This is a genomic window from Streptomyces sp. NPDC059443, from assembly GCF_042750105.1.
Taxonomy (GTDB): Bacteria; Actinomycetota; Actinomycetes; order Streptomycetales; family Streptomycetaceae; genus Streptomyces.
Genome location: NZ_JBHYVM010000004.1, coordinates 57036 through 82567 on the forward strand (window position 1 = coordinate 57036; position 25532 = coordinate 82567).

20 protein-coding genes are annotated in these 25532 nt (G+C 72.3%); 11 read left to right on the top strand and 9 right to left on the bottom strand.

Annotation, left to right across the window (positions count from 1 at the left end; genetic code table 11):
• Positions 1 to 123: 123 nt before the first annotated feature.
• Complete coding sequence (locus ACFXDJ_RS04845; protein ID WP_384651840.1) at positions 124 to 1224, bottom strand: Gfo/Idh/MocA family protein; 1101 nt, start codon at positions 1222 to 1224, stop codon at positions 124 to 126.
• A 407-nt stretch (positions 1225 to 1631) separates the two neighbouring features.
• Between ACFXDJ_RS04845 and ACFXDJ_RS04850 the strand changes: the two genes are divergently transcribed.
• The 3 genes from ACFXDJ_RS04850 to ACFXDJ_RS04860 all read left to right on the top strand — a co-directional run bounded on the left by ACFXDJ_RS04850 (position 1632) and on the right by ACFXDJ_RS04860 (position 5083).
• The gene (locus tag ACFXDJ_RS04850) at positions 1632 to 2546 is read left to right on the top strand and encodes a glycosyltransferase (protein ID WP_384651842.1); all 915 of its coding nucleotides are present in this window, start codon (positions 1632 to 1634) and stop codon (positions 2544 to 2546) included.
• 132 nt (positions 2547 to 2678) lie between these two features.
• Positions 2679 to 4073: an MFS transporter gene (locus ACFXDJ_RS04855; RefSeq protein WP_384651844.1), complete on the top strand. Its 1395-nt coding sequence runs from the start codon at positions 2679 to 2681 to the stop codon at positions 4071 to 4073.
• Positions 4070 to 5083 carry a TolB-like translocation protein gene (locus ACFXDJ_RS04860; RefSeq protein ID WP_384651846.1) on the top strand — a complete coding sequence of 338 codons (1014 nt, stop codon included), beginning with the start codon at positions 4070 to 4072 and terminating at the stop codon, positions 5081 to 5083. The genes ACFXDJ_RS04855 and ACFXDJ_RS04860 overlap by 4 nt, the downstream gene beginning before the upstream one ends.
• Positions 5084 to 5131: 48 nt before the next feature.
• Here ACFXDJ_RS04860 and ACFXDJ_RS04865 read toward each other — a convergent pair whose 3' ends face one another.
• On the bottom strand, positions 5132 to 5533 hold the full coding sequence (locus ACFXDJ_RS04865) for a MerR family transcriptional regulator (protein ID WP_384651848.1): 402 nt from the start codon (positions 5531 to 5533) through the stop codon (positions 5132 to 5134).
• Between the two features lie 201 nt (positions 5534 to 5734).
• Between ACFXDJ_RS04865 and ACFXDJ_RS04870 the strand changes: the two genes are divergently transcribed.
• On the top strand, positions 5735 to 6097 hold the full coding sequence (locus ACFXDJ_RS04870; protein ID WP_384651850.1) for a hypothetical protein: 363 nt from the start codon (positions 5735 to 5737) through the stop codon (positions 6095 to 6097).
• A 69-nt stretch (positions 6098 to 6166) separates the two neighbouring features.
• On the opposite strand, the gene ACFXDJ_RS04875 is transcribed toward ACFXDJ_RS04870, so the two are convergent.
• The 3 genes from ACFXDJ_RS04875 to ACFXDJ_RS04885 form a co-directional block, all read right to left on the bottom strand.
• Positions 6167 to 6478, bottom strand: a complete 312-nt coding sequence (locus tag ACFXDJ_RS04875; protein WP_384652720.1) for an SCO5918 family protein — start codon at positions 6476 to 6478, stop codon at positions 6167 to 6169.
• Positions 6479 to 6590: 112 nt separating this feature from the next.
• Positions 6591 to 8255, bottom strand: coding sequence for a DEAD/DEAH box helicase (locus ACFXDJ_RS04880; RefSeq protein ID WP_384652721.1), 1665 nt, complete (start codon positions 8253 to 8255; stop codon positions 6591 to 6593).
• 350 nt (positions 8256 to 8605) lie between these two features.
• Positions 8606 to 8809, bottom strand: a complete 204-nt coding sequence (locus tag ACFXDJ_RS04885) for a cold-shock protein (RefSeq protein ID WP_053678014.1) — start codon at positions 8807 to 8809, stop codon at positions 8606 to 8608.
• A gap of 341 nt (positions 8810 to 9150) precedes the next feature.
• Between ACFXDJ_RS04885 and ACFXDJ_RS04890 the strand changes: the two genes are divergently transcribed.
• From ACFXDJ_RS04890 to ACFXDJ_RS04910, 5 genes are all read left to right on the top strand, one after another.
• Entirely contained in the window at positions 9151 to 9606 is a 456-nt protein-coding gene (locus tag ACFXDJ_RS04890; protein WP_384657327.1) for an SRPBCC domain-containing protein, read from the top strand.
• Positions 9603 to 9986, top strand: coding sequence for an ArsR/SmtB family transcription factor (locus ACFXDJ_RS04895; protein WP_384657330.1), 384 nt, complete (start codon positions 9603 to 9605; stop codon positions 9984 to 9986). The genes ACFXDJ_RS04890 and ACFXDJ_RS04895 overlap by 4 nt, the downstream gene beginning before the upstream one ends.
• A 102-nt stretch (positions 9987 to 10088) precedes the next feature.
• Positions 10089 to 10904, top strand: coding sequence for a class I SAM-dependent methyltransferase (locus ACFXDJ_RS04900; protein ID WP_384657332.1), 816 nt, complete (start codon positions 10089 to 10091; stop codon positions 10902 to 10904).
• Positions 10905 to 10969: 65 nt separating this feature from the next.
• A complete protein-coding gene (gene nadE, locus ACFXDJ_RS04905; protein WP_384657335.1) occupies positions 10970 to 11812 on the top strand; it encodes an ammonia-dependent NAD(+) synthetase in 843 nt (280 codons plus the stop codon).
• 160 nt (positions 11813 to 11972) lie between these two features.
• Complete coding sequence (locus ACFXDJ_RS04910) at positions 11973 to 14339, top strand: family 20 glycosylhydrolase (protein WP_384657338.1); 2367 nt, start codon at positions 11973 to 11975, stop codon at positions 14337 to 14339.
• A 66-nt stretch (positions 14340 to 14405) separates the two neighbouring features.
• Here ACFXDJ_RS04910 and ACFXDJ_RS04915 read toward each other — a convergent pair whose 3' ends face one another.
• The 3 genes from ACFXDJ_RS04915 to ACFXDJ_RS04925 form a co-directional block, all read right to left on the bottom strand.
• A complete protein-coding gene (locus ACFXDJ_RS04915; RefSeq protein ID WP_384657341.1) occupies positions 14406 to 15923 on the bottom strand; it encodes a peptide MFS transporter in 1518 nt (505 codons plus the stop codon).
• 209 nt (positions 15924 to 16132) lie between these two features.
• Positions 16133 to 16852: a ribonuclease H gene (locus tag ACFXDJ_RS04920; RefSeq protein ID WP_384657343.1), complete on the bottom strand. Its 720-nt coding sequence runs from the start codon at positions 16850 to 16852 to the stop codon at positions 16133 to 16135.
• Between the two features lie 14 nt (positions 16853 to 16866).
• Positions 16867 to 19089 carry an MMPL family transporter gene (locus ACFXDJ_RS04925; RefSeq protein WP_384657345.1) on the bottom strand — a complete coding sequence of 741 codons (2223 nt, stop codon included), beginning with the start codon at positions 19087 to 19089 and terminating at the stop codon, positions 16867 to 16869.
• A 115-nt stretch (positions 19090 to 19204) separates the two neighbouring features.
• On the opposite strand from ACFXDJ_RS04925, the gene ACFXDJ_RS04930 reads away from it, so the two are divergent.
• Together ACFXDJ_RS04930 and ACFXDJ_RS04935 are read left to right on the top strand one after the other, a co-directional pair.
• Positions 19205 to 19873 carry a TetR/AcrR family transcriptional regulator gene (locus tag ACFXDJ_RS04930; RefSeq protein WP_384657348.1) on the top strand — a complete coding sequence of 223 codons (669 nt, stop codon included), beginning with the start codon at positions 19205 to 19207 and terminating at the stop codon, positions 19871 to 19873.
• Positions 19870 to 20748, top strand: a complete 879-nt coding sequence (locus ACFXDJ_RS04935; protein WP_384657350.1) for a DUF2993 domain-containing protein — start codon at positions 19870 to 19872, stop codon at positions 20746 to 20748. The genes ACFXDJ_RS04930 and ACFXDJ_RS04935 overlap by 4 nt, the downstream gene beginning before the upstream one ends.
• A gap of 4 nt (positions 20749 to 20752) precedes the next feature.
• On the opposite strand, the gene ACFXDJ_RS04940 is transcribed toward ACFXDJ_RS04935, so the two are convergent.
• Positions 20753 to 25532, bottom strand: a 4780-nt coding sequence (locus ACFXDJ_RS04940) for a DNA repair ATPase (protein ID WP_384847806.1), incomplete at its 5' end; no start/stop codon positions are given.

Sequence of the window (25532 nt, forward strand, 5' to 3'; positions counted from 1 at the left end):
CCACCCCGCGCGCCGCGCCGGGGGGGCGCGAGGCGCGGCCCCGCGCCCCGCGCGGGGCGGGGGGGGGGGGGGGCGGGGGGGCGGGGGGCGCCCCCCCCGCGCCCCCCCCGGCCTCGTGAACCGTCAACGCCCGGTGCGCAGTCCGACGACCGCGCCGCGGAACTCCAGGCTCCGGGAGGCCGCTTCGAGGATGTCGAGTACCTGTAGTCCCGCCCGCCCGTCGGTGAGCGCCGGCCGCCGTGTCCTGATCGCGGAGGCGAACTCCTCGACCATGCTGCGCAGGGCCTCCTTCTCGCCGAGCGCGGGCGCCACCATGTCGCCGCTCCGGTAGGAGACGAGCATGTCGCGGCGCTCGTCCGCGCCGATCTCCTGCGGGGCCGTGAGGTCCACGCCGCGGTCGAACACGGCCACCCGCTGGCTGGGGTTGAGGTCGTCCCACACGAGGGTGCGCTTGGAGCCGCCGACCATGGTGGTGCGGACCTTCACCGGGGAGAGCCAGTTGACGTGCACGTGGGCGATGGCGCCGGTGTTGAGCTGGAGCGTCAGATAGGCCACGCAGGACTGTCCGGCGCCGATCGGGTCGGCCCCGTGGGCGGCCACGGCCACCGGGTGGACGTTGTCCGGGAGGATGAAGTCGAGGACCGAGAGGTCATGGGGGGCCAGGTCCCACAGGACGTCGATGTCCTTCTGCACCAGCCCCAGGTTGATCCGGACCGAGTCGACGAACTGGATGTCGCCGAGTTCCCCGGAGCGGACCATGTCGCGGATGCGGGCCACCGCCGGGGTGTAGCAGTAGGTGTGGTCGCACATGAGGGTGAGGCCGCGTTCCTCGGCCTCCTTCACCAGCCGCAGACCGTCCTCGTACGTGGCCGCGAGGGGCTTCTCCACGAGGACGTGCTTGCCGGCGCGCAGGGCGGCCAGGGCCACGTCGAGGTGGGTGCCGGCCGGGGTGGCCACGGCGACCGCGTCCACGGCCGGGTCGGCCAGGACCGCCGCGTAGTCGGAGGTCGCCTGGACCGTGGAATACCCGCCGAGCACCTGGCGGGCCCGGTCCACGTTCAGATCGCAGAGCCAGCGGAGCCGGTACTCCGGACTCGACTGGAAATTGCGGACGAGATTGGGGCCCCAGTAGCCCGCGCCGACTACGGCGACGCCTAACGGCTCCACCGGCCCCGCGTGTGCGGCCCCGACTTCCCGCCGGGTGTCCTTCGCGGTGTCCTTCACAGCGTTCCCTTTCCTTCCGCGCACGCCCGCGGGCGTGTCGACGACCCATGGCCGGGGCGCGTGCGGAGGAAGGAGGTGCCGTCGACGGCAGGCCGGGCGCCTGCGCGACCCGTGCGTGACCCGCCCAACGGTGATGGCCCCCCACGACCGATGCCGTACGTGTTCCACGTACTTCCGCCCCCCGGCCGTCCGGCACCCCACGCGCCGGTCCGGCCCCGGACAGGCGGCTCGTTCCCCCAAGCCGCCGAACCCGTACCTGCCACAACTTCCCTGCTCCGATTGGATTACGGCGGCGCCGAAGCACGCCGAATCCGGTCGGCTGCGTTCAATCTAGACCACCGGGCGTACCCCCGGGGAGAGTTGGAGGAAACGGCCGGTACGGGCGTTCGACCGTGCATACTTCCGGGGTGACCAGCATCGTGATCCCGGCCCACAACGAGGGCCGGGTCATCGGCCGGCTCCTCGACGCGCTCCTGACCGAGGACCCGGCCTCCACGTCCGCCTCCTCCGCCGCCACCGCCGGACTCGACATCGTCGTGGTGTGCAACGGCTGTACGGACGACACCGCCGCCGTGGCGGGCGCCCGCGGCCCCCTCGTACGGGTGGTGGAGATCCCGACTCCTTCCAAGCACACGGCACTTCGGGTCGGCGACGAACACGCGCGGGGCTTTCCCCGGCTGTACGTGGACGCCGACGTCGTGGTCGGAGCCGCCGACGTACGGGCCCTGGCCGGCGCCCTCGCCGCCGGTCCGGACCTCCTCGCCGCGGCCCCCGGCCGCGATATCCCGCTGGCCGGGTGCGCCTGGCCGGTCCGGGCGTACTACCGGGTCTGGCAGCTGCTCCCGGCCGTCCGCGAAGGGCTGTTCGGACGCGGGGTCATCGCCGTCTCCGAAGCGGGCCACGCGCGGATCGCCGCCCTGCCCCCGCTGATGGCCGACGACCTGGCGGCGTCCCTGGCCTTCGCTCCGGAAGAGCGGCGCGTGGTCGAGTCGGCCCGGGTCGCCGTCCATCCGCCCCGCACCTGGGGTGACTTGATCCGCCGCCGCGTGCGGGCGGCGACCTCCTCCGCCGAGCTGGAGCACTTCCAGGCCTCGCGGGCCGCCGCGCCCCCGGACGCACCCTCGGAGACCGCGCCGCCCGCACCCTCCGCGCGCACCAGCACCAGCGACCTGCGCGCCCTGCTGCGGAGCCGTCCGCAACTGCTGCCCGGGGTCGTGGTGTTCGTCGTGGCGGCCGTCGCCGCCCGCCGGGGGGCCCGCAAGGCCATCCGCACCGGGGACTTCTCCACCTGGCTGCGCGACGAGAGCAGCCGGCAGGGCTGACCGGCCCCGACCAACCTTTTGACCTGCCGACCTTCCGAATCAGGCCGTACGCAGCACAGTTGGCCCGTACAAGCACTAGGGTCACTCGCATGTACGAGTGACCCAGACCGTCGCCACCGGGAGCTCCACAGCATGTACCTCGCGGACCGCTCCGCGCCCTCCGGCGCGAAGACCGCACCGGACGGGAGACCCCGCCGGGCCCCCGCGGTCGCCTCGGCCGTCCTCGCGCTGGGCGCGGTCAGCCTGATCACCGACGTCTCCTCCGAGATGGTCACCGCAGTCCTGCCCTTGTACCTGGTGGCCGGACTGGGCCTGAGCCCGCTCGGATTCGGCGCGCTCGACGGGGTCTACAACGGGGTCAGCGCCCTGGTGCAGCTCACCGGCGGCCACCTCGCCGACCGGATGCGCAACCACAAGCTGATCGCCGGCATCGGCTACGGCCTCTCCGCCCTGTGCAAACCACTGCTGATGCTCGCCCACAGCCTCGGCCCGGTGGGCGTGGTCCTGGCCCTGGAACGCACCGGCAAGGGGCTGCGTACCGCCCCGCGCGACGCGCTCATCTCCCTCTCCACACCTGCCGAGTTACAGGGGCGCGCCTTCGGCGTGCACCGCGCGATGGACACCACCGGGGCGCTGCTCGGCCCGCTCGCCGCCTTCTTCATCCTGAGCGTGACGGTCGACGGGTACGACGCCGTCTTCGGGGTCAGCGCCTGCGTCGCCGCTCTGGGCGTCGTGGTGCTCGTGCTGTTCGTCCCGTCGGGCGCGGGCCTCCGTGCGGGCCCCGGTGCGGACCTCGGCCCGGCCGCCGGCCCGGAGCCCGGCGCGCTCCCGGAGCCGGTCGCGGTGAACGTGCGCGAGGCGCTGGCCCTGCTGCGGCTGCCCCGGCTGCGCGCCCTGGCCGGCTGCGCCGCCCTGCTGGGCCTCACCACCGTCAGCGACGCCTTCCTCTACCTGCTGCTCCAGGACCGCGCCGGCATCGGCGAACAGTGGTTCCCGCTGCTGCCGCTGGGTACCGCCGCCGTGTTCCTGCTGCTGGCCGTCCCGGCCGGCGCCCTCGCCGACCGGATCGGGCGCCGCACCGTGTTCCTCGCCGGGCACGCCCTTCTGCTGGCCGGCTACGGGCTGCTGCTGTGGGCCCCCGACCGGTCCGCGCTGCCCTATCTGGTCCTCGCCCTGCACGGCCTGTTCTACGCCGCCACCGACGGGGTCCTGCCCGCCGCCGTGGCCGCGACCGTCCCCGTACGGCTGCGGGCCACCGGCATCGCGGTCGTCGGCACCAGCCAGGCGCTGGCCCGGTTCGGCTGCTCGCTCGCCTTCGGCGCGGCCTGGACGCTCTGGGGCTCCGGTCCCGCGCTGGCCGCCGCCGCGGCCGCCTTGTGCTGCTGCGCGGCCGTCGCCGGCTTCGTGCTGCGGCCGACGGCTCCGGCTCCGGATCTTGCTCCGGCTCCGGCTCCGGCTCCGGACGGGGACGCCCCCGGTCCGTCCCCCACACCCCCGCACCCCCGACGCTCCCGAGGAACCCGATGACCCGCTCGCGCCGGCTGCTCGTACTCGCGCTGGCCGTGCTGCTCCTCGGGGGCCTCGCGGCCGTCGCGGTGCTGCGCGCCGCCGCCCGCTCCGAGCAGACCCGGGAGGGCGATCCCACGGTCGCCCAGGGCAAGGTCACGCTCGGCCGGACGGACGCGCTGGCCTTCCTCAACGGCGCCCAGGGCCCGCACCGCGGAGCCGTCGCCTCGGTGGCGGCCTCGGCGCCCCAGTCCGGACGCACGGCCTCCGACCTCACCTGCCAGCGCTTCTACGCGGCCGCCGGGACCGGAGTGTGCCTCAACTCCAAGCCGGGCGCCCTCGCCCAGGACAACCGGGCCCTGATCGTCGACTCCGACCTGCGCACGCTGCACAGCTTCCCGCTCGCGGGCACCCCGTCCCGGGCCCGGGTCTCCCCCAGCGGCCACTTCGCCGCATGGACCGTCTTCGTCTCGGGGGAGTCCTACGGCGCCGCGTTCTTCTCCACCCGGACCTCGATCGTGGACACCCGGACCTGGACGCTCGAACCGGACCTGGAGAAGTTCTCCATCGTGAAGGACGGCCGGCCCTACACCTCGGGGGACGTGAACTTCTGGGGCGTCACCTTCTCCAAGGACGACGACACCTTCTACGCGACCCTCGCCACCGCCGGACAGACCTACCTGATCAAGGGATCGCTCTCCCGGCACGAGGTCACCACCCTGGCCCAGAACGTCGAGTGCCCCTCCCTCTCCCCCGACGAGACCAGGGTCGCGTACAAGAAGCGCGTGATGCGCGGTGCCTCCCTGTGGCGCGAACACGTCCTGGATCTGCGGACATTGAAGGAGACGCCCCTCGCCGAGAAGCGCAGCGTGGACGACCAGGCCCTCTGGCTCGACGACCGCACCCTGGCCTACGCCCTGCCCGCCGAGGGCTCGACGGACACCACGGACCTCTGGACGGTTCCGGCGGACGGCACCGGTGCCCCCCGCGTCCTGGCCCCGGCGGCCTCCTCGCCGACCCGCCTGGGCTGAGCCCCTGCGGCCCGGTCCCGCGACCGGGGCCCGGTACACCGCTCCGGATCAGGCCTCGGAGCCGGTATCCGCGTCCGTACCGTCGTCCGTACCCGAGTCGGCGCCCGCTTCCGTACCCGAGTCGGTTCCCGACTCGGTGCCCGCCGCCCGCCGGTACTCGGCGTTGATGCGCTGGGCTTCCTCCAGCTGGTCCTCAAGGATGACGATGCGGCAGGCGGACTCGATCGGGGTCCCCTGGTCGACGAGCTCCCGGGCTCGGGCGGCGATGCGCAGCTGGTAGCGGGAGTACCGGCGGTGGCCGCCCTCGGAGCGCAGCGGGGTGATCAGGCGGGCTTCGCCGATCGCGCGGAGGAAGCCGGGCGTGGTGCCGAGCATCTCGGCGGCCCGGCCCATGGTGTACGCCGGGTAGTCATCGTCGTCAAGACGACCCAGAGAGTTCTCTGCTGTCACTTTCACCTCATTGTGGGACGCGTCGAGGGGCCCTGGCGCTGTACGGCACCGGGGCCCCGAGCCGCATTCAACACCATTTGCCACGCCCCACTCCCCCCGCACACCGTCCACGGGGTGGTGCGCGCCGCCCCCGGCCCCGTCCGGGCTTCCGCCGTCGGGCTCAGGGCGTACCCGTGGACCCGGAGAATCGTTGGGGCAGGCATGGGCACCACACACGCCGCTTCCCCGTCCCTGGCACGGCACCGGGCACCCGACCGAGGTCCCGCCGGGACGGTACGGGGCATCCCCCGGCAGCAGCCGCCGGGCGGTTCTCCTCCGGGCGGCCGGGCCGCCGGGGGGTCCGCCGTATTCGATCAGCTCGCACGCGAATGGGAAGCGCGGGGGGCCACCGTTCCCGGTCTGCCCGACCCGCTGTGGGACCGGCTGATCACCTACGAGCATTTCCAGCGCGAGACGGACGCCACCCTGCGCAGTCTGCGCCTGGACCGCGCCGACCCGCCACCACCGGCCCCGGCCCCCGCTCCCGCCCCGGCGCCGGCCCCGCCGCGCTGGACCCGGGCGTGACACAGCACTGAGGGCCCCGGCGGCTCGTGCCGTCCGGGGCCCTCAGTGCTGTGCGTGCTTTGCCTACGGTCAGACGCCGGCCGGGGCGCCGAGCAGCGCCGACGCCTTCTGGACCGGGGTCAGCCCGGCGTCGGGCGGCGTGACCGGGGCGAGCGCACGGCAGGTGAAGCCCAGCGCGGTCAGCGCCCTGGTCACCTCGGCGGCCGTGAAGTCCCGGCGGTCTTGGCGGGTGATCACGGCGCCCACCTGCTTGACGGGGTAGGCGCGGCGGCCGATGATCACGGACTCGCCCGTGATCGGTTCGGGCTTGACGCCCTTCATCGAGGCCAGCACCCCGGTCTTGTCGAGGTCGAACGGAAAGCGTGCGATGACGAAGCGCATGATTCCTCACAAGGGGAAGAGAACCGTCCCGGCCGCGAGGGCACGGGGTCGCCGGTGCGCGGAGCGCGCGGGCGGCGTGGAGGTACGCAGCCGTGGAGCTGCCGGAGCCGGATTACGCGGCCGTGGTGAAGGCGCTCCCGCGCTCGGACCGCGCGGGCGACGACGTCGACCGGCTGCGCCGCTCCTGCGCCGGACGGCTCCGGCGGCCCCGGGAGGACCCCGGACCGCTCTTGGAGCGCTCCGGGACGGGCGCGGTGATGGTGACGGGGACACCGGACGGAGCCTGAGCGCCGGTGATCCGGTTCAGCTCGGCCTCACCGGAGCGGACCTGGGTGGTCTGCGGGGTGATCCCGGCGGCGGCCATCAGACGGGTCATCTCGCGGCGCTGGTTGGGCAGCACCAGCGTGACGACGCTGCCGGACTCGCCGGCGCGGGCGGTACGGCCGCCACGGTGCAGGTAGTCCTTGTGGTCGGTCGGCGGGTCCACGTTGACGACGAGGTCGAGGTTGTCCACGTGGATGCCGCGGGCCGCGACGTTGGTGGCCACCAGCACCGTCACGTGCCCGGTCTTGAACTGCGCGAGCGTGCGGGTGCGCTGGGGCTGCGACTTGCCGCCGTGCAGCGCCGCGGCGCGCACCCCGCTGTTCAGCAGGTGCTCGGTCAGCCGGTCCACGCCGTGCTTGGTGTCCAGGAACATGATCACGCGGCCTTCGCGGGCGGCGATCTCGGTCGTGGCGGCCTGCTTGTCGAAGTTCTGGACGTGCAGGACGTGGTGCTCCATCGTCGTGACGGCGCCGGCCGAGGGGTCGACGGAGTGCACGACGGGGTCGGTCAGGTAGCGGCGGACCAGCAGGTCCACGTTGCGGTCGAGGGTGGCGGAGAACAGCATCCGCTGGCCCTCGGGGCGCACCTGGTCGAGCAGCGCGGTCACCTGGGGCATGAACCCCATGTCGGCCATCTGGTCGGCCTCGTCCAGGACGGTGATGCCGACCTGGTTGAGCCGGCAGTCGCCCCGCTGGATGAGGTCCTTCAGGCGTCCGGGGGTGGCGACGACCACTTCCGCCCCGCCGCGCAGCGCGGTGGCCTGCCGGTAGATGGGCATGCCGCCGACGACGGTGGCCATGCGCAGCTTGACCGCACGGGCGTAGGGGGTGAGCGCGGCCGTGACCTGCTGGGCGAGCTCACGCGTGGGTACGAGGATCAGCGCGAGCGGCTGACCGGGCTCGGCACGCTGCCCGGCCGTACGGGCCAGCAGGGCCAGGCCGAAGGCGAGGGTCTTGCCGGATCCGGTGCGGCCGCGGCCCAGGACGTCGCGGCCCACGAGGGTGTTGGGCAGGGTCGCGGCCTGGATCGGGAACGGCGTGACCATGCCCTCGGCCTTCAGCGTGGTCAGCAGCGGGGCCGGCATGTCGAGGTCGGCGAACGCCTCGACGGCGGGCAGCCCGGGGACCACGGTGACCGGGAGGGCGAACTCGCCCTGCTGTGCGGCGGGACGGCGGCCGTAGCCGCCACCACCGGAGCGGGACGAGCCGCCGGAACGGGAGGGGCCGCCGGAACGGCTGGGGGCCGACGAGCCGAAGCGGCTGCCTCGGCCCGCGGAGCTGCCGCCGTAGGAGCTGGTGGAGCCGCCGTAGGAGCCCGAGGAGCTGCCGTAGGAGCTCCCGTAGGAGCCCGCGGAGTCGCCGTAGGAGCCGGTGGAGCTGGAGGAGCCCCCGTAGGAGCCGCCGCTCTTACGGCTGCCGGAAGAGCGGTTGTTCGTACGTGTCGTGCGGTTCATGCGGAACCTTCCTCGATACGGCACACATCGAGGAATTCCCGGCAGCAGAAATCGAGCCGCGCGACGATTCACAAGAATGAGCCGAAACAAAATCAGATATGACGAAGCCGGATTGAAGTACTTCCGGGTTGTCACGAAGGGGGCGCCGCGCGGCGTGCCGATGGAAACGGCTGTCACACGCGGGCAGGGAGCCGAGGAAAAATCCATCGGCAGAACAGCTGGGCGCTTCGACAGCGAACGCTGTCGCGCCGCTCACACGGGCCGCAACGGCCGGCGGAGCCTGAAAATTACAACGAGCCGGGGCCCGCACCCCAAGGTGCGGGCCCCAGCTGCGTGGTTACGCTTCAGCGTCAGGCGGTGACGATGTTCTCAGCGGTCGGGCCCTTCTGGCCCTGCGCGATGTCGAAGCTGACCTTCTGACCTTCCTGAAGCTCGCGGAAGCCCTGGGAAGCGATGTTCGAGTAGTGGGCGAACACGTCAGGACCGCCACCCTCCTGCTCGATGAAACCGAAGCCCTTTTCCGCGTTGAACCACTTCACGGTGCCATTAGCCATGTTGAATCTCCTTCGGGGCACAGCCCAGAGGTTCGCACTGTGCGAACCTCAAGTCGCCGATGATTGCCCAGCCCGGAAAATGCCGGAATCAAATCTTGGGAACCACAACTGCAACTGAAACCACAGTAGCACGCCGGACCCGGCCGGTCGAGAACAATAATTCCACGCCGGCGGCCGGATCAGAAATTCTTACCGCACCCCGCATTCATTTCTGTCCTGGCGAACACAGATATTTCGGTGATCCAACTCGCGCAACCGTACGGTTGCGCGACCCCACTCGATGTGCAACCCTGAAGTTGCATCTCATCGTCGCGATGAGGACTGAGCCGGAGGAGTACGCCATGAGTACGGATCGGATCGAACGCGACACCCTGATCGAGGCATCCCTGGAGCGGGTCTGGTCGCTCGTCGCCGAGCCCGGTTTCTGGGTGGCCGACGACGCGGGCCTGACGGTGCTGGCCGGCACCGTGGCCAAGGAAGGGGAGTCGGTCGTGGCGAGCAACGCCCAGTACGGCGACTTCCCGGTGCGCGTGGAGAAGGTGGAACCGCCGACGTACCTGGCGTACCGCTGGGCGAGCGCGTTCCCCGGCCAGGAGCTGCGCGAGGACAACAGCACCCTGGTGGAGTTCACCTTGACCCGGGAGGGCGACAAGACCCGGCTGCGCGTCGTGGAGAGCGGGTTCGCGGCGCTGGCCGGGTCCGAGGAGCTGCGCGACCGGGCCCTGAAGGACAACACCGGCGGCTGGCCGCAGGTGCTCGACGCCTTCAGGAAGCGCGTCGAACAGTCGGCGGCGTGACGGACGGCGGACGGCCCGGCGCCGGCGCGGCGGTCGACGACGTCCTCACCGCGCTCGCCGACCCGACCCGGCGCAAGCTGCTCGACCTGCTCGCCGCACAGGGCGAGGTCACCGCGACCACGCTCGCGGAAGGCCTCCCCGTCTCCCGGCAGGCGGTGGTCAAACACCTCGCCGTCCTGGACGCCGCCGGGCTGGTCTCCGGCAGCCGGGTCGGACGCGAGGTCCGGTACACGGTGCGGCCCGCGGCCCTGGACGCGACGGCGCGGTGGATGGCCTCCCTCGCCGCCGACTGGGACCGGCGGCTGGCGGGCATCAAGCGCATCGCGGAAGCCGCCGAGGCAGCGGAGGCCGCGGAGCGGGACGCGCGGCGGTCCCCGTAAGACCGGTGGCATCGTGCGGCCGCCCCGGCTACCTCGGCCGCCGCACGATGCCACCGTGTCGTACCGCCCGGCCCGGCCCGTCGTGGCCCGATAGTGGTGAGCGTGAGCGACAGGCCAGAGGGAACCGGGATTCCCGGAGCGAGTGCCGGGGAAGAGGGCGTCGCGTGGTCCGGGCCGGAGGGCGCGCAGGCCTTCGCGGCCGTGGACGCGGCCACCGACTGGCTGCTCGGCTACCCCTTCGTCTTCCGGGCCCTGGCACGGTGGATCGACAGCCACCACGTCCTGGTGGACTACGGATGCGGGCCGGGCAAGGTGGCCGACCACGCGGCCCGGCTGCTCGGAGCGCGGGTGCTGGGCGTGGACACCTCCCCCGAGATGCTGGCACTGGCCCGCCGCTCCGGGACGGCGGTGGCCGAGTACCACCTGGTCGAGGGCGGCCGCGCCGTCTGCCTCGCCGACGGCGGCGCCGACGCGGTGATGTGCAACCACGTCCTGGCATCGCTGCCGACGCAGGAGGCGGTGCTCGCGGTGTTCGGCGAGATCCGCCGGCTCCTGCGCCCCGGCGCCCCGTTCGTGCTGCTGGCCACCGATCCCGCGTGCAACGGCACGGAGTACGCGTCCCTGCGCATCGGGGATCCGGGCGAGGAGTACGGTCCGGGCGACGAGCTGTACGTACGGCTCCGGCGCACGGACGGAACCTGGCAGGCCATGCCCAACCACGCCTGGCCCGTGGACCTGCTCCCCGCCCTGCTGGAGCGCGCCGGATTCCGGGACGTCGTCCAGCACCGCCCCACCGTGGACGAGGCACTCGCCCTCGCCGACCCGGACCTCGCCGACCCGGACCTCGCCGCGGGCCGCACGTGGGCGGCGGAGCGGGCCAGGCCGCCCCTGGTGATCACCACCGCCCTGGCGGTCTAGGCGGTGGCCTGCCGCCGGGCCCGCCCCCGTGCCCCCGGTGCGATTTCGGCCAGTACAGTACGTGGATGGTGAACCTCCGCGAGCAGATTCTCGCTGAACTTGGTGTCAAGGCGGACATCGTCCCCAAGGTCGAAATCCGGCAACGGGTCGACTTCCTGAAGGACTACCTGCGGTCGACGCCGGCCACGGGTTTCGTACTCGGGATCAGTGGCGGCCAGGACAGCACGCTGGCCGGCCGGCTGTGCCAGCTCGCCGCCGAGGAGCTGCGCGCCGAGGGCCACGAGGCCACTTTCGTCGCGGTACGGCTGCCCTACGGGGTCCAGGCCGACGAGCACGACGCGCAGATCGCGCTGGAGTTCATCCGGCCGGACCGGTCGATCGCGGTGAACGTCAAGCCGAGCGCGGACGCCGTCGGCGCCGAGGCGGCGCTCGGCCTTCAGGAGCTGCTGGGCGGCGAGCCGAAGCTCCGGGACTTCGTGCGCGGCAACATCAAGGCCCGCGAGCGCATGGTGATCCAGTACTCGATCGCGGGGCAGCTGGGGATGCTCGTGGTGGGCACCGACCACGCGGCCGAGGCGGTGACCGGCTTCTTCACCAAGTTCGGCGACGGCGGTGTCGACATCACCCCGCTGACCGGACTGAGCAAGCGGCAGGGCGCGGCGCTGCTCCAGGAGCTGGGCGCACCGCCGAGCACCTGGGAGAAGGTGCCGACCGCCGACCTGGAGGACGACCGGCCCGCGCTGCCCGACGAGGTGGCGCTCGGCCTGACGTACGCCCAGATCGACGACTACCTGGAAGGCGCCGAGGTCACCGCCGAGGTGGCTGCCAGGCTGGAGTCCATCTTCCTGGCGACCCGGCACAAGCGGACCGTTCCGGTCACCCCCCTCGACGAGTGGTGGCGCGCCTGATCCCACGGCACACCTGATCCCACAGCACCGGGGCTGCGAGGGTCGGTTGCTCGATGTTGCTCGTTCAGGTGGGGTTTCGAGCATCTCTTGACATAGGTCGGGTACTGCGCTGCACTTTGGCCACTCCCTCCGGCAGTCACGGCCGGAGGGAGATACCGCCATGAACTCCCCCTACCCTGACCACACCTGGGGACTCGCCATGCGTCTGCTCAGATTCCTGACCGCCTCCGCCTTAGCGGTGGCCGCACTCTCACTGCCCGGCGCCGCCTCCGCTTCCCCCTCCGCGGCCGCCGGTGCCTCCGCGGCCGCCGCCACCGCGCCGCAGACCGTGCCGGCCCTGCGGCAGTGGACGGCCGGCAGTGGCACGTTCAGCTTCACGAGCACCAGCCGGATCGTCGTCGATCCGGCCTACACCGCCCAGCTCTCGGACGAAGCGGCCACCCTGGCGGACGATCTGGGCGCACTGACCGGGCGCTCCGTGGCCGTGGTCACCGGTAGCGCGTCCCCCGGCGACATCGGGCTGAGCCTCGGTGACGGTTCGCTGCCCGCCGAGGGGTACCGCATGACCGTCGGGCAGAGCATCGCCATCCAGGCGGGGACGGACACGGGAGCCTTCTACGGCACCCGTACCGTGCTGCAACTGCTGCACCAGTCGGCCTCGGTGCCGGCCGGGACGGCCGTGGACTGGCCCACGAAGGCCGAGCGCGGGCTCATGATCGACCAGGGCCGGAAGTTCTTCACCGTCGACTGGGTCAAGCAGCACATCAAGGAACTGGCCTACCTCAAGCTCAACTACTTCCACTTCCACGTGTCGGACACCTTCGGCTTCCGGCTGGAGAGCGCGACCCACCCCGAGATCGTCTCCACCGACCACTACTCCAAGCAGGACATCGCCGACCTGGTCGCGCTCGGGCAGAAGTACCACGTCACGATCGTCCCCGAGATCGACACCCCCGGGCACATGAACCAGATCCTGGCGGCCCACCCCGAGCTCAAGCTCAAGAGCAGCACCGGAGCCGTCAGCCCGGACTTCATCGACCTGTCGCTGCCCGCCTCGTACACGCTGATCAAGGACCTGATCAACGAGTACCTGCCGCTGTTCCCGGCCGCGTACTGGCACATCGGCGCGGACGAGTACGTCACCGACTACAGCAAGTACCCGCAGCTGCTCAGTTACGCCCGCGCCCACTACGGCGCGAACGCCACCGCCAAGGACACCTACTACGGGTTCGTGAACTGGGCCGACGACCTGGTCCGGGCCGGCGGCAAGACCACCCGGATGTGGAACGACGGGATCAAGGCCGGGGACGGCACCGTCACCCCCCACGCGGACATCCTCGTCGAGTACTGGTACAGCTACGGGCTCACCCCGCAGCAACTGGCGGCGGCCGGGCACACGGTCGCCAACGAGTCCTGGACGCCCACCTATTACGTGCTCGGCGGCGCGAAGCCCGACACCAAGTGGATGTACGAGACCTGGACCCCGGACACGTTCGAAGGGGGCAACGTCCTCGCGGACGGAGCGAAGAACCCCGGCTCGCTGATCCACGTGTGGTGCGACAACCCGAACGCCGAGACGGAGACCCAGATCGCCTCCGGCATCATGTACCCGCTGCGCGGGCTCGCCCAGCAGACCTGGGGTTCCCCGAAGCCGGTGAGCACCTACGCCGCCTTCACCCCGATCGTGGCCGCGATCGGCCACAACCCCGCTTGGCCGGGCACCTCACAGCCGGGCAATCTCGCCCTGGGCCGCCCGACCACCGCCTCCAGCACCGAGACCGCCAACTTCCCCGCCCCGCTGGCGACGGACGGCGATCCGGGCACCCGGTGGTCCAGCGCGTACAGCGACCCGCAGTGGCTCCAGGTCGACCTCGGCTCCACGCAGGCCGTCAACCGGGTGGTGCTGCGCTGGGAGGCCGCCTACGGCAAGGCCTTCCAGATCCAGCTCTCCGACGACCAGACCACCTGGCGCACCCTGTACTCCACCACGACCGGCACGGGCGGGGTCCAGGACCTGACCGGCCTGTCCGGCTCCGGCCGCTACCTCCGCCTGTACGCCACCCAGCGCGGCACCACGTACGGCTACTCCCTGTACGAGTTCGAGGCGTACGGGGGCCAGTTGAGCGGGACCCGGACCCTCTCGGCCGCCGGGAAGGCGCTCGACGACCCGGCGAGTTCCAGCACCTCCGGAACCCAGCTGATCACCTGGACCCCGCACGGCGGCCCCAACCAGCAGTGGCGCCTGGCCCTCAACGCCGACGGCAGTTACACCATGACCAACGGCTCCTCCGGCCTCTGCGCGGACACGGCGGGCGGCTCGACCGCCTCCGGCGCGGCCGTGGTCCAGGCCACCTGCGGCACGAGCGACAGCCAGCGCTGGCTGCTGGCGCCCCTCGGCGCGGGCGAGTACTCGGTGACCAACAAGAAGAGTGCTCTGCTGCTGACCACGGCCTCCGGCTCGGACGGAGCCCTGGCCACCCAGCAGCCGAACAGCGGTTCTGCCTACCAGCGTTGGCAGATCAGCTGACGGCGGGCACGGCCGGCGGCGGCCCGCGGTCCGGACACCGGACTGCGGGCCGTCGCCCGTTCCCGCTCAACGCACGCCGCTCATCAGCGTCTTGACCTTGCTGCGGTACACGAAGATCGCGATGCCGCCGAGGAGGGCGAGAGCGCCCTGACTCGCGAACCAGGACTGGTCGTCGGTGGAGACGCCGAGCTGCTGGAGCAGGGCGACGACCGAGTCCCCGACGGTGACGGCGAGGAACCAGACGCCCATCATCTGGGAGGAGTACTTCGGCGGGGCGAGCTTGGTGGTGAGCGAGAGCCCGACCGGCGAGAGGGTCAGCTCGCCGACCGTCTGGATCAGGTACACGACCGCCAGCCACATCGGGGAGACCTTCACCCCGTCGACGGCGATCCCCTGGGCGACCATCATCACGGCGAACGAGACGCCGATCAGGATCAGCCCGATGGCGAACTTGGCCGGGGTGCCCGGCTCCTTGGCCCGCCGGCTCAGCGCCACCCAGGCCCATGCGAAGACGGGGGCGAGGGCCATGATGTAGAGCGGGTTGAACGCCTGGAACCAGCTGGCGGGGAACCCGAACCCGAAGAGGGTGCGCGAAGTGCTGTTCTGCGCGAACAGGTTGAGCGTGGAGCCGGTCTGGTCGTAGATCCCCCAGAAGAGGGCGGCTGCGACGAAGAACCAGACGTACGCCGACATCCGGGCCCGCGAGACCTTGTCGAGCTCCTTGTCCCGCTTCATGCGGAGCAGGTACCAGGACGGCAGGACGATGCAGAGGACGGTCAGGGGCAGCATGGCCCAGCTCAGGGTGAAGTGCCCGGACAGGCCGATCGATCCGTAGGCGACGACGGCAACGCCCAGCCAGAGAAGCGACTTGCGGATGACCGCGTTGCGTTCCGCCCGCGAGAGCGGGGTCGGGACCACGTCGCTCAGCTCCGACATGTGGCGGCCGCCCAGGGCGAAGAACGCGAGCCCGAAGGCCATGCCGACACCGGCCATGGCGAATCCGAGGTGCCAGCTGACGCTCTGGCCCACGGTGCCGATCGTCAGCGGCGCGATGAAGGCGCCCAGGTTGATCCCCATGTAGAAGATCGTGAATCCGCCGTCGCGGCGCGGGTCGTTCTTGTCCCGGTAGAGGTGACCGACCATGGTGGAGATATTGGCCTTCAGCAGGCCGGAGCCCACGGCGATGCACACCAGGCCGACGAAGAAGGAGACCTTGGCGGGCACGGCCAGCAGGAAGTGCCCGATCATGATGACGGTGCCGCCGATGGCGACGGTCTTGCGGGCACCCCAGGCGCGGTCGGCGAACCAGCCACCCGGCAGGGCGAGCAGGTACACCATGGCGTTGTAGAGGGAGTAGACCGCGGTGGCCATGGCCGCGTTCATGGCCAGCCCGCCGTGGGAGGCCGGGGCGACGAGGTAGAGCACGAGCAGCGCGCGCATGCCGTAGAAGCTGTAGCGCTCCCACATCTCGGTCATGAAGAGGTTGACCAGCCCGCGCGGGTGACCCATGAAGGTCTTCTCGGCGCGGGGGCCGGTGCGGGTGTCCGTGCTTCTGTGCTCGTCCTTCGTCAGGCTGGAGGCCATGTGGCTGGTCCTTGCTCACTCGGGCTGCGTCGCGCCGATCGGCGTGGGGCCGCGCCCGGGACGCCTCATCGCGCCCGGGGCCCGGCCCACAGGTCATTCGCTCCTTCAAGCCTGCCGACACCGGGCGCCCGCCGACAGAGGCCTTCGGGTGGCGCGCAGGGCAGAAGGTCACCGCCGGAAGTCACGGCCGGAAGTCACGTCCGCCGCTCCTACTCGGCGGCCGCGCCGCCGCAGTCCGGGTGGCCCCAGCGGGATCCGAGCTTGGAGATCTTCTCGCCGGCGGCGTACTGCTTGCCGCACGGGCAGGTGCCCGGGAACTTCGCCTTGATGGTGACGCTCCCCCGCGTCGCGGTGCCGGTACCGGCGCCCCGGGCCTTCGTGGCGCGGGCCGGTGCACTGCGGGCCGGAGCGCTGCGCGCCGGTGTGCTGCGGGCGGGCGCCGGGATCGGCATCGCCTCATGGCCCAGAGCGGTGCCGGCCGGCTCCTGACTCACCGCCGCGTCGCTGGCCGCCTGGTCGGCGATCGCGTTGAGGTGGTCGCCGTCCTCGCGGTGCGCGGGAACGTAGCGGAACTCCACGTCCCGGTCGGTCAGCAGCGCGTCGATGCTCTCGACGAGCTCCCGGTTGGCCACCGGCTTGCCCGCCGCGGTCTTCCAGCCGTTGCGCTTCCAGGCCGGAAGCCACTGGGTCACGGCCTTCATCGCGTACTGCGAGTCCATCCGCACCTGGACGGCCGTCCCCGGCGCCACCGCCTCCAGCAGCCGCTGCAGGGCGGTGAGTTCCCCCACGTTGTTGGTGGCCCGGCCGAGCGGCCCGGCCTCCCAGCGTTCGGGGTGGCCGTGCGTGTCGGCGATGACCCAGGCCCACGCGGCCGGCCCGGGATTTCCCTTGGCCGCCCCGTCACAGGCGGCGATGATGCGATCAGACATCCCCCGATCATGCCTCACCCCGGACCCTGCCCGTGCCCGGCCGCCTCCCGCGGGTGCGGCAGGAGACGGTCGAGGAAGGGCGGCAGCCACCAGTTGGCGCGCCCCATCAGGAACATCGCCGCCGGGACGAGCACCAGCCGCACCACCGTGGCGTCCAGGATCACACTGACTGCGAGTCCCAGCGCGAGCATCTTGACGACCACGGTGGGCGAGGCCGCGAAGGACAGGAAGACCGCCGTCATGATCAGCGCCGCGCTGGAGATGACCCGCCCGGTGGCGGCCAGGCCGGTGCCGACGGCGAGGGTGTTGTCCCGGGTGCGGTGCCAGGTCCCGGCGATGGCGGAGAGCAGGAAGATCTCGTAGTCCATCGAGAGGCCGAAGACGATCGCGAACATCATCATCGGTACGAAGGACTCGATGGGCACCGGCTCCGACAGCCCGATCAGGCTGCTCCCCCAGCCCCACTGGAACACCGCGACGAGGATCCCGTAGGACGCGGCGGTGGTGAAGAGGTTGAGGGCGACGGCCTTGAGCGGGATCACCACGCTGCGGAACACGACGGTCAGCAGCAGGAGCGCGGCTGCCAGGACGATGCCGATGATGAGCGGCAGCCGGTCCTTGACGGTGTCGCGGAAGTCGAGCTGCCCGGCGGTGGATCCGGTGAGGTAGCCCTCGGCTCCGGTGCCGCTCAGTGCCGTGGGCAGGGTGGTGCCGGTGAGCCGGGTGAACAGGCTTCCCGCGTCGGCGGTCTGCGGCCCGGCGGCCGGGGTGATCGTGGAGATGAGCAGCTTGCCGTCGGGGCTCGGGGCGAGGGGGGTGAACCTGGCCACCCCCGCCGTGTCCCGCAGGGCGGCGGTGACCTCGCCGCTGATCCTGTCCGCCGGAACGGTGGCGTGGTGGAGGTCGGTGACCAGGACGAAGGGACCGTTGGCCCCGGGACCGAAGCCGGGTCCCCGGCCCTCGGCTATCCAGTCGTACGCCTGCCGGGTGCTGCTGCCCGCCCGGTCGGCGCCGTCGTCCACGTGGCCCAGGCGCATGGAGAGCAGCGGTACGGCGCACAGGGCGAGCAGTAGCGTGCCCGCGGTCAGGAACTTCCACGGATGCCGGGCCACCAGGGCCGCGTAGCGGTGCCAGCGGTCCTGGCTGCCGGAGGTCTCGGCGACCGGGCGGCGCACGGTGAAGCGGTCGATGCGGCGCCCGACCAGGCCCAGGGCGGCCGGTACCAGGGTGAGCGCGGCCGCGCCCGTGATGGCGACGACGAGGGTGGCGGCCAGCCCCATGCGGCCGATGAAGCTCAGTCCGCAGGCGTAGAGGCTCAGCATGGCCACGGCGACGGTGACGGCCGCCACCACGACGGCGCGGCCGCTGGAGGCGGCGGTGCGGCCGGCCGCGTCGACCGGATCGTGCCCGTCGATGAGGTCCTGGCGGAAGCGGGTGGTGAGGAAGAGGGCGTAGTCGATGCCGACGCCGAGGCCGATCATGGTGGCGAGGGTGGGTGCGGCGGTGGCGAAGGTGACGGTGCCCGCGACGATGCCCACGACCCCGATGCCCACGCCGACGCTGATCAGGGCCGTGGCCAGGGGCAGCAGCGCGGCGGCGATGCTGCCGAACGCGAGGACGAGGATCAGCAGGGCCACGACCACGCCCACCGCTTCGCTGGCCTTGTCGTTGGCCGGCGGCCGCACGACCTGGTTCAGGTCCCCGCCGTACGCGACCTCGACCCCCGAGGCGCGGGCCGGGGCGGTGGCCGTGTCGAGCGTGTCCCGGTAGTCGTGTCCGAGCGTCTTGACCTGCCGGTCGAAGGACACGGTGGTGTAGGCGGTACGGCCGTCCGTGCTGGTCACGACCGGGGACGCGGCGGTGACGTGGGGCATCTTCGCCAGATCGGCCCGGCTCTCGTCGACGGCCTGGCGGTGTCCGGCAAGGGAGCCGGAGCCGACGTGGAAGACGACGCGCCCGCTGGGGTCGCCGACCCCGGGTGCGGAACCGGCCAGCAGGTCGGCGCCGGTACGGGACTGCGTGCTCGGGAGGGTGATCTGGTCGCTGTAGGTGGGGGCGGCCAGGTGGCGGCCGAATCCCGCGCCGGCCAGCAGCAGGAGCCACACCGCGATCACCCACACGGGATGGCGGGCACAGAAGGCTCCGAGGCGGCTCAGGCGGGAGGTCTGGGCATGGGCATGGGCCTCGGCCTCGGCCTCGGCCAGGGCCTTCGGTGCGGACGGCTGGGGGGAGTACACGACGCCTCCAAGAAAGTGTCAGGACTGACACGAGGCACCTTGGCAGAAAATGTCAGGACTGACAATTGGCGTGGGTGACAATTGACAGGAGTGACGTCATTGCTAGGCTGCGGCCATGACCCAAGATCCGCCGGACGCCGCATCGGAAGCCGAATCCGGAACAGCCGGGGAAGTCGAATCCGGACTGCGCGAGCGCAAGAAGGAGCGGACCCGCAAGCTGCTGCGCGAGGGGGCCGCCGCGCTCTTCGCCGAGCACGGCTTCGCGGGCACCACGGTCGCGGACATCGCCGCCTGCGCGAACGTCTCGGAGCGGACCTTCTTCCGCTACTTCGAGAGCAAAGAGGCCCTGCTCCTGCCCGACAGCCTCGACCTCTTCGCGTACATCGAGGCCGAGCTGGCCCGGCGCCCCCTGGAGGAGGCTCCGTTCGACGCGGTCTGCAACGCCGTGCTCTGCGCGGTCGCGCCGTTCGCGGCCTCCAGCCTCACCGCGCTGACCCACTCCATCGAGGGTGCCGAGCGAGCCGTGGCCGCCCAGCTCGTGCACATCTTCACGGAGTTCGACGACCGGCTCTCCCTCATCGTCCAGGACCGGCTCCCCGCCGGGACGCCCGACGCCGACCTCCGCGCCGCGGTGATCGCCGGCGCCGCACTGTCCGCCGTACGCGCCGTCCTGCGCACCCAGCGCCGGCGCCGCGCGAACGGCACCGTCACCGATTCCCCGCCGTCCCACCTCCTGCTGGAGGCCTTCGGGATGCTGAAGCAGATCGGATCCGCCCCGCAATGAAGCTCGCGATCAAGCCCCGGGCCAAGAACCCCGCCAAGGGCCCGGCGAACCCGCCGGTCAACTCGTCGAACGGCTCTCCGGTGAAGTCCACCGCGAAGTCCCGGCGCACCCGCGCACTCGTCACGGCGGGGATCGTCACCGCCCTCGCCTGCGCGGTCTTCGTCACCGACGCCGTGGCCGCGCACAGCGCGCAGGACCGGATAGCGCGGGCCGCGGGCTGCCGCCTGCGGGCGGGCGGTCCCGTCACCGCCGACCTGGGCGGCACCTTCGCCGGACTCCGCGCCCTGACGGGCGAGGTGGACTCCCTCCACCTGGAGGCTCAGGGGGTGCACCGCTCCGGCACCGAGATGAGAGTCGAGGCGGATCTGCGCGAGGTCACGCGCGACGGTGGCGTCGGGGGCGGCCGGGCCACCGCCACCATCCCCTACGGCGAGCTTCAGAAGCGTCTCGCCGCGTCCGGGCAGGCCCCCGGGGGAGCCTCCGGCCTGAAGGTGGGCGGGGACACGAAGGGGCTGACCTTCACCGGGACGGTGGGCGGCCTGGGCCTGCCCGTGACCGTCCACGCGGACACCAGCACCACGGAGAACAGCGTCACGATCACACCGACCACCGTCTCCGTCTTCGGCCGGGACATGCCGATCAGCAGCCTGAAGGGCCTGCCGGGCACCGGAGGCCTGACCGAACAGCTCGCTCCCCGGACCGTGAACATCGAAGACCTGCCCGAAGGGGTCCGCCTCACCGGCGCCCGGACGACGAGCGCGGGCCTCGGCCTGGACGTCACCGTCGCCCGGACCGCGGCCGCTCCCGACGGCTCGGGCGCGAGCGCCGACGGCGGCGACGGAGCGGGGACCGGGACACGTTGCCCCTCGGCGTAGCCCGTCAGGACCCGCCCGGCCCCTGCGGACGCGATGCGTACGAGGCCTTGAGCGCGCTCCAGCGCGCCGACTGCCCGGGCGTCAACGTGCCGCGCAGTTCTGCGAGTTTGAGAAGGTTCGCCTCGGCGCCCGCCATCAGGGTCTGGGCCTCCGCCCGGTAGTGGTCGTCGATCAGCGCGGCCAGCTCGGCGGAGTTCATCACGGAGTCGATCCGGGCAGCGATCTTGTTCATGTTCCGGTACGAGCCCTGGAGCCGGAACGGCGGTTCCGTACGGGTCGCGTCCGCCTGCGCCGCCGAGGCGATGTACGCGGCATTGACCGCGACGACCACGTCCCGGGCGGCCAACAGGTGCCGCAACACGGCCAGGATCCGGTCCAGTTCCGCCGGAGCGTACCCGTGTGTCAGGCGGTCCGCGGTGGCCGCCGGGTCCCCGGTCGCCAGCCGGATCAGCAGTTCGAGGTCGGCGCGGTCGCGTCCGGCGAGCGGGGCGAGCACCGGGTGGGAGGTGAGGGCGTTCTCCACGAAGCTGACCGCGAAGGCGGCCTCCTTGCCGGTCAGGACATCGCCGAGGTTCCACACGTCGGCCCGGTTGGCCAGCATCTCCGGGATCCGGAACCGCTCCCCCGACTCGGTGTACGGATTGCCCGCCATGCACACCGCGAACCGCTTGCCCCGCAGGTCATAGGTGCGCGGCTGCCCCTCCCAGACCCCCTCCATCCGCCGGGTGGCGTCACAGAGCGGAATGAACTTCTGCAAGAGCTCCGCCGAAACGTGCTGGATGTCGTCCAGGTAGAGGAGGGTGTTGCTGCCGGCCTCCAGCGCGAAGTTGATCTTCTCGACCTCCTGCCGGGCGGTCGCGTCCGGCGCCCGCGCCGGATCGAGCGAGGTCACCCCGTACCCGAGGGCCGGACCGCTCACCTTCACCAGGACCAGCCCGAGCCGGTCGGCCACGTACTCCATCAGCGTGGTCTTGCCGTACCCCGGCGGGGAAACCAGCAGCAACAGGCCGTTGCTGTCGGTCCGTCGACCCTCCCCCGTGGTGCCCAGCTGCTTGGCCAGGTTGTCGCCGATCAGCGGGAGGTACACCTCGTCGACGAGGCGGCCACGGACGAAGGAGGAGAGCACCTTCGACCGGTGGTCCTCCAGCCGCAGCCGGCCCCGCTCCCCGGCGACCAGGGCCGCGCGACGGCGCTGGTAGTCGCGGAACTCCGTTGCCTCTGCGGCCAGTTCCCCCGCCTTGGCCAGCAGGTCGTCGATGCGCACGGTGAGCGTGCGACCGCCGATCCGGGGGTGCCGCCCGAGGAGGCCGTCGACCGTCGCGGTCAGCGGCGCGTCCACGTCGTAGCGGGGCAACCCGGGGCAGAGTTCGACGGCCACCGCCTCCGCGAGGTCCCCCGGGGTGACCCGCTCCCCGGCTGCTTCCGTGTACGCGCCGAGCCAGGCCTCCACCGCCTGGCGGCGGTCGGCGAGTTCACCGAGCGCCGCGACGCCCTCGTCGTACACCGAAGTGCCCACCGAGCGGCGGAACTTGTCCAGCAGGGTACGGACTCCCGCGCTCGTGACGAAGCCCTCGCTCCCGGCGGCCGGGTCGCGGGACAGCTCGTCGAAGAGGTAGGCCGCCACCCCGGCTGCCTCCAACCCGCCGATGGCCGCCGCGAGTTCGCCGCGCAGCTCGGCGATCGCCGGAACCGGCCCCGCGAAGGTGTCCCGGGCCCGCGCGAGCAGGACCGCCCGGCTCGTCCACCGGATACGGTCCCGCTCGCTCGCCCGGTGCGCCCAGAACAGCTGTGCTCGCGCCCGGACCCCGGACGGGTGGCGCAGCAGCCCGGCGCTCGCGTGCAGGCCGAGCACCGCGTTCAGGATCAGCACGGCGTCGTGGTCGTGGACCCCGCGCTCGTACCCCTCGTCGTACGCGGCTTCGGCGGCCCCCCGCACCAGCGCGGGCAGGTCCGCCCCGGCCAGCGCGTCCGCTCCCCGCTCGGTCAGCAGGCGCACCGCCAGGTACTCGGACCGGTAGACCTCGGCGCTCTCCGAGGGCAGCGACCGCTCCCAGTAGGCGCGGGTGGCGACGAACTCCGGGTCGGTGACCGGTGACCGGTAGTCGGTCCCGGTGAGCGCGAAGGCCAGGCCCTCGCCCTGCGGGACCAGGGTCAGGTCGAAGGGCTGGGTGTTGACGGCGAAGCGGTGGCGACCGAGGCGCAGGGTCCGGCCGCCGTCAATATAGAGCTCGATGCGGTCGCGCAGGGACCGCGCGGCCTCCTGACGGGCCGCCGCGATGCGGCCGTCGAGCTCCTCGGCCCGGGTCTGCTCGCCGAGTTCACGCAGTTCGGCGGCGGTGCGCCGGATCTTGGCGACCATCGGGTCGGAGGCGAAGAACGTGCTGACGGCGTCGGCGTCCGAGAGGCCGGCGACCCGCCGGGTGACGGTTTCCAGCACCCGTGCGGCCGAGTCGGCGAGCCGTTCGGCGCGGCGGGCGCGGGCGTCCTGGAGGGTCTGTTTGCGGGCAGAGAAGGCTTCGTACACCTCGGAGCGCCGGTCGGCCAGCCTGGCGAGGAACTCGTCGGTCTCCGCGAACCGCGATTCGAGGTTCTCCAGGCTCAGCAGCAGCCGGGACAGCTGCTCGTCGCAGGCCTCGGGGCTCTGGGCGGCGGCGAGCGCGCCCGTGACGGCCTGCCCCAGGAGGGCGAACTCCGCGGCGAACTCGGCCCGCCCCTCCTTGCCCGCCAGTTCGCGGCGGCGGGCGTCGAGGACGGCCCGCGCCCGGTTGACCTCGCCGAGCACCTCGGCGATGCGCTCCAGGATGGACGTGCGGACGGTGGTGTCGCCGATGTCCAGACCGGCGATGACCTCCGTGACGGTGCCCAGGCTCTCGCTCTGCGCGTCGAGCCGGCCGGTGAGCCGGACCGCCTCGGCGCTGGTGGTGATCTCCCCCGCATCCGCGGTGAGTTGACCGATGTCCGTGTGGTGCGCGGCGAAGGCGTCCTCGCGCGCGAGGAAGGCCACGGCGCGCCGGGCGAAGGCGTCGACATCGCCTTCGATGTCGGCGGCCAACGCGTCCACGGCTTCCGTGTCGGCGTACCGCCGTTCCTTCAGGGTGAGCAAGTGCCCGTGCGCGCGGCGCAGTTCGGTGAGCCGCTCCACCCAGTCGCCGGTGGTGCGGGGGGCCTCGCCGCGGGCCCTGCGGACCAGCGAGGCGATCCGCGCCGCCGCTTCGCCGAGTGCGTCGGCGGCCTGGCGGGTCAGGGTCAGCACCGTCTCGAACTCGGCGAGGACCTGCTCGGCGGTGGCCCGGACCTCGTCGAGCGGGGAGCGCAGATCGCCGAGTTCGGGGTCGTCCAGCCAGTGGTGCTGGTCGCCGGCCCGGACGCAGGCGGCGACGAGGCTCTCGTACACGCCGGTGGTCGGCGTGGTCCCGGCGGCGGCGCCCGCGATGGAGAGGCAGTCGGAGATGCCGCGTACGAGGTCGGCGTTGCCGACGCGGGCCGCGGCTCCGGAGCCGGCGGGGCGCGAGGCCGCGTACGTGTCGGAGACGAACGGGGAGCTCCAGCGCTGCACCGGGTGGACGCGGGCGGGCTCCTCCCCGTCGGCGCGCAGGACGAGCAGGGTGCCGTCCTCGAAGAGGGCGTGGCCGTGGCAGGTGAGCGGGGTGGCGACCTCCTTGCGGATCACGTTGTACGGGAGGAGCAGGCCGCGGCCGCCGCCCCGGGGCTGGAACACGTACAGCAGGTCCTCGCCGTTGGGCGAGCGTACGGTCCGCTCGAACCGGAGGGGGGCGAGGAGGGCGGTGTCGATGTCGAAGGTCTTGGCGGCGCCGCTGGCTCCGGTGGCGAGGTGGTATCCGCCGGGGAAGACGATCCCCTGGTCCTCGGGGAGCCGGCGCGCGGCCTGCCCGATGGCGTCGAGACGGACGACCTCGCGGGTGAGGGTGTCGAAGACGAGGTGACGGTCCGTCTCCTCCTTGTACGGGCGCACCCGCAGCAGGATCAGCGGCCCGACCCGGGCGTACGCGATGTCCGCGTCGGCGAGCGACTGGAGCGGTTCGTCGACCGGTTCGGTGTGGATCCCCGCCGCGGTCTCGGTGTCGTCCTCGGTCTTGAGGGTCAGAGCGCCGCCGACGGTGGAGACGTAGACCTCCGCGCCGATGGAGACGTGCGGGTGGCGGCCCAGGACGTGGTCGGCGCGGGTGGTGGCGGTCCACTCGAAGTCGTGGTCGTGGGAGGGCGGATAGGCGTGGTCGCGCTCGCCGCGGGCGTCGAGGAAGGTGGCGCCGCCGTCGGGGTCCAGGGCCCAGCGCAGGACGCGGATGTCCTCGGCGGTGTCGCCGGTGCGGAAGACGGCGAGGAGCCTGCCGTCCAGGCAGCGGAGCCGCAGGAGGCGGGCCTGGTGGTAGTAGCGGTGGAGGGCGGCGAACTCCCGCAGGAAGTCCGGGTCGTCGAGGAGGCCGGGGACGGCGTCCTCGGGGAGCCTGTTCAGTTCCCGGTCGTGGAGGGCGAAGACCTCCGAGACTGCGGACACCGCGGACACCGCGGCCTCCCCCTTCAGGGCGGAGGAGGCGTGGTAACCGAAGAGGAGGGTGTCGCCGACGGCCACGATGTCGCGGGGCGCACAGGGGAGTTCGGTGCGCAGGCGACCGGTGCTTTCGAGCGCGAGGCCGGAGGATCCGAACTCCGCGACCCGGCGGGCGTTGAGCGCCTCGGCGCGCCGCGCCAGCGCGCCCCCCGGGGCGGCGAGCCGGTCGCGCCGCACCTCGGAGGTGCCCGCGGCCCCGGGGGGCGTGGGGGTC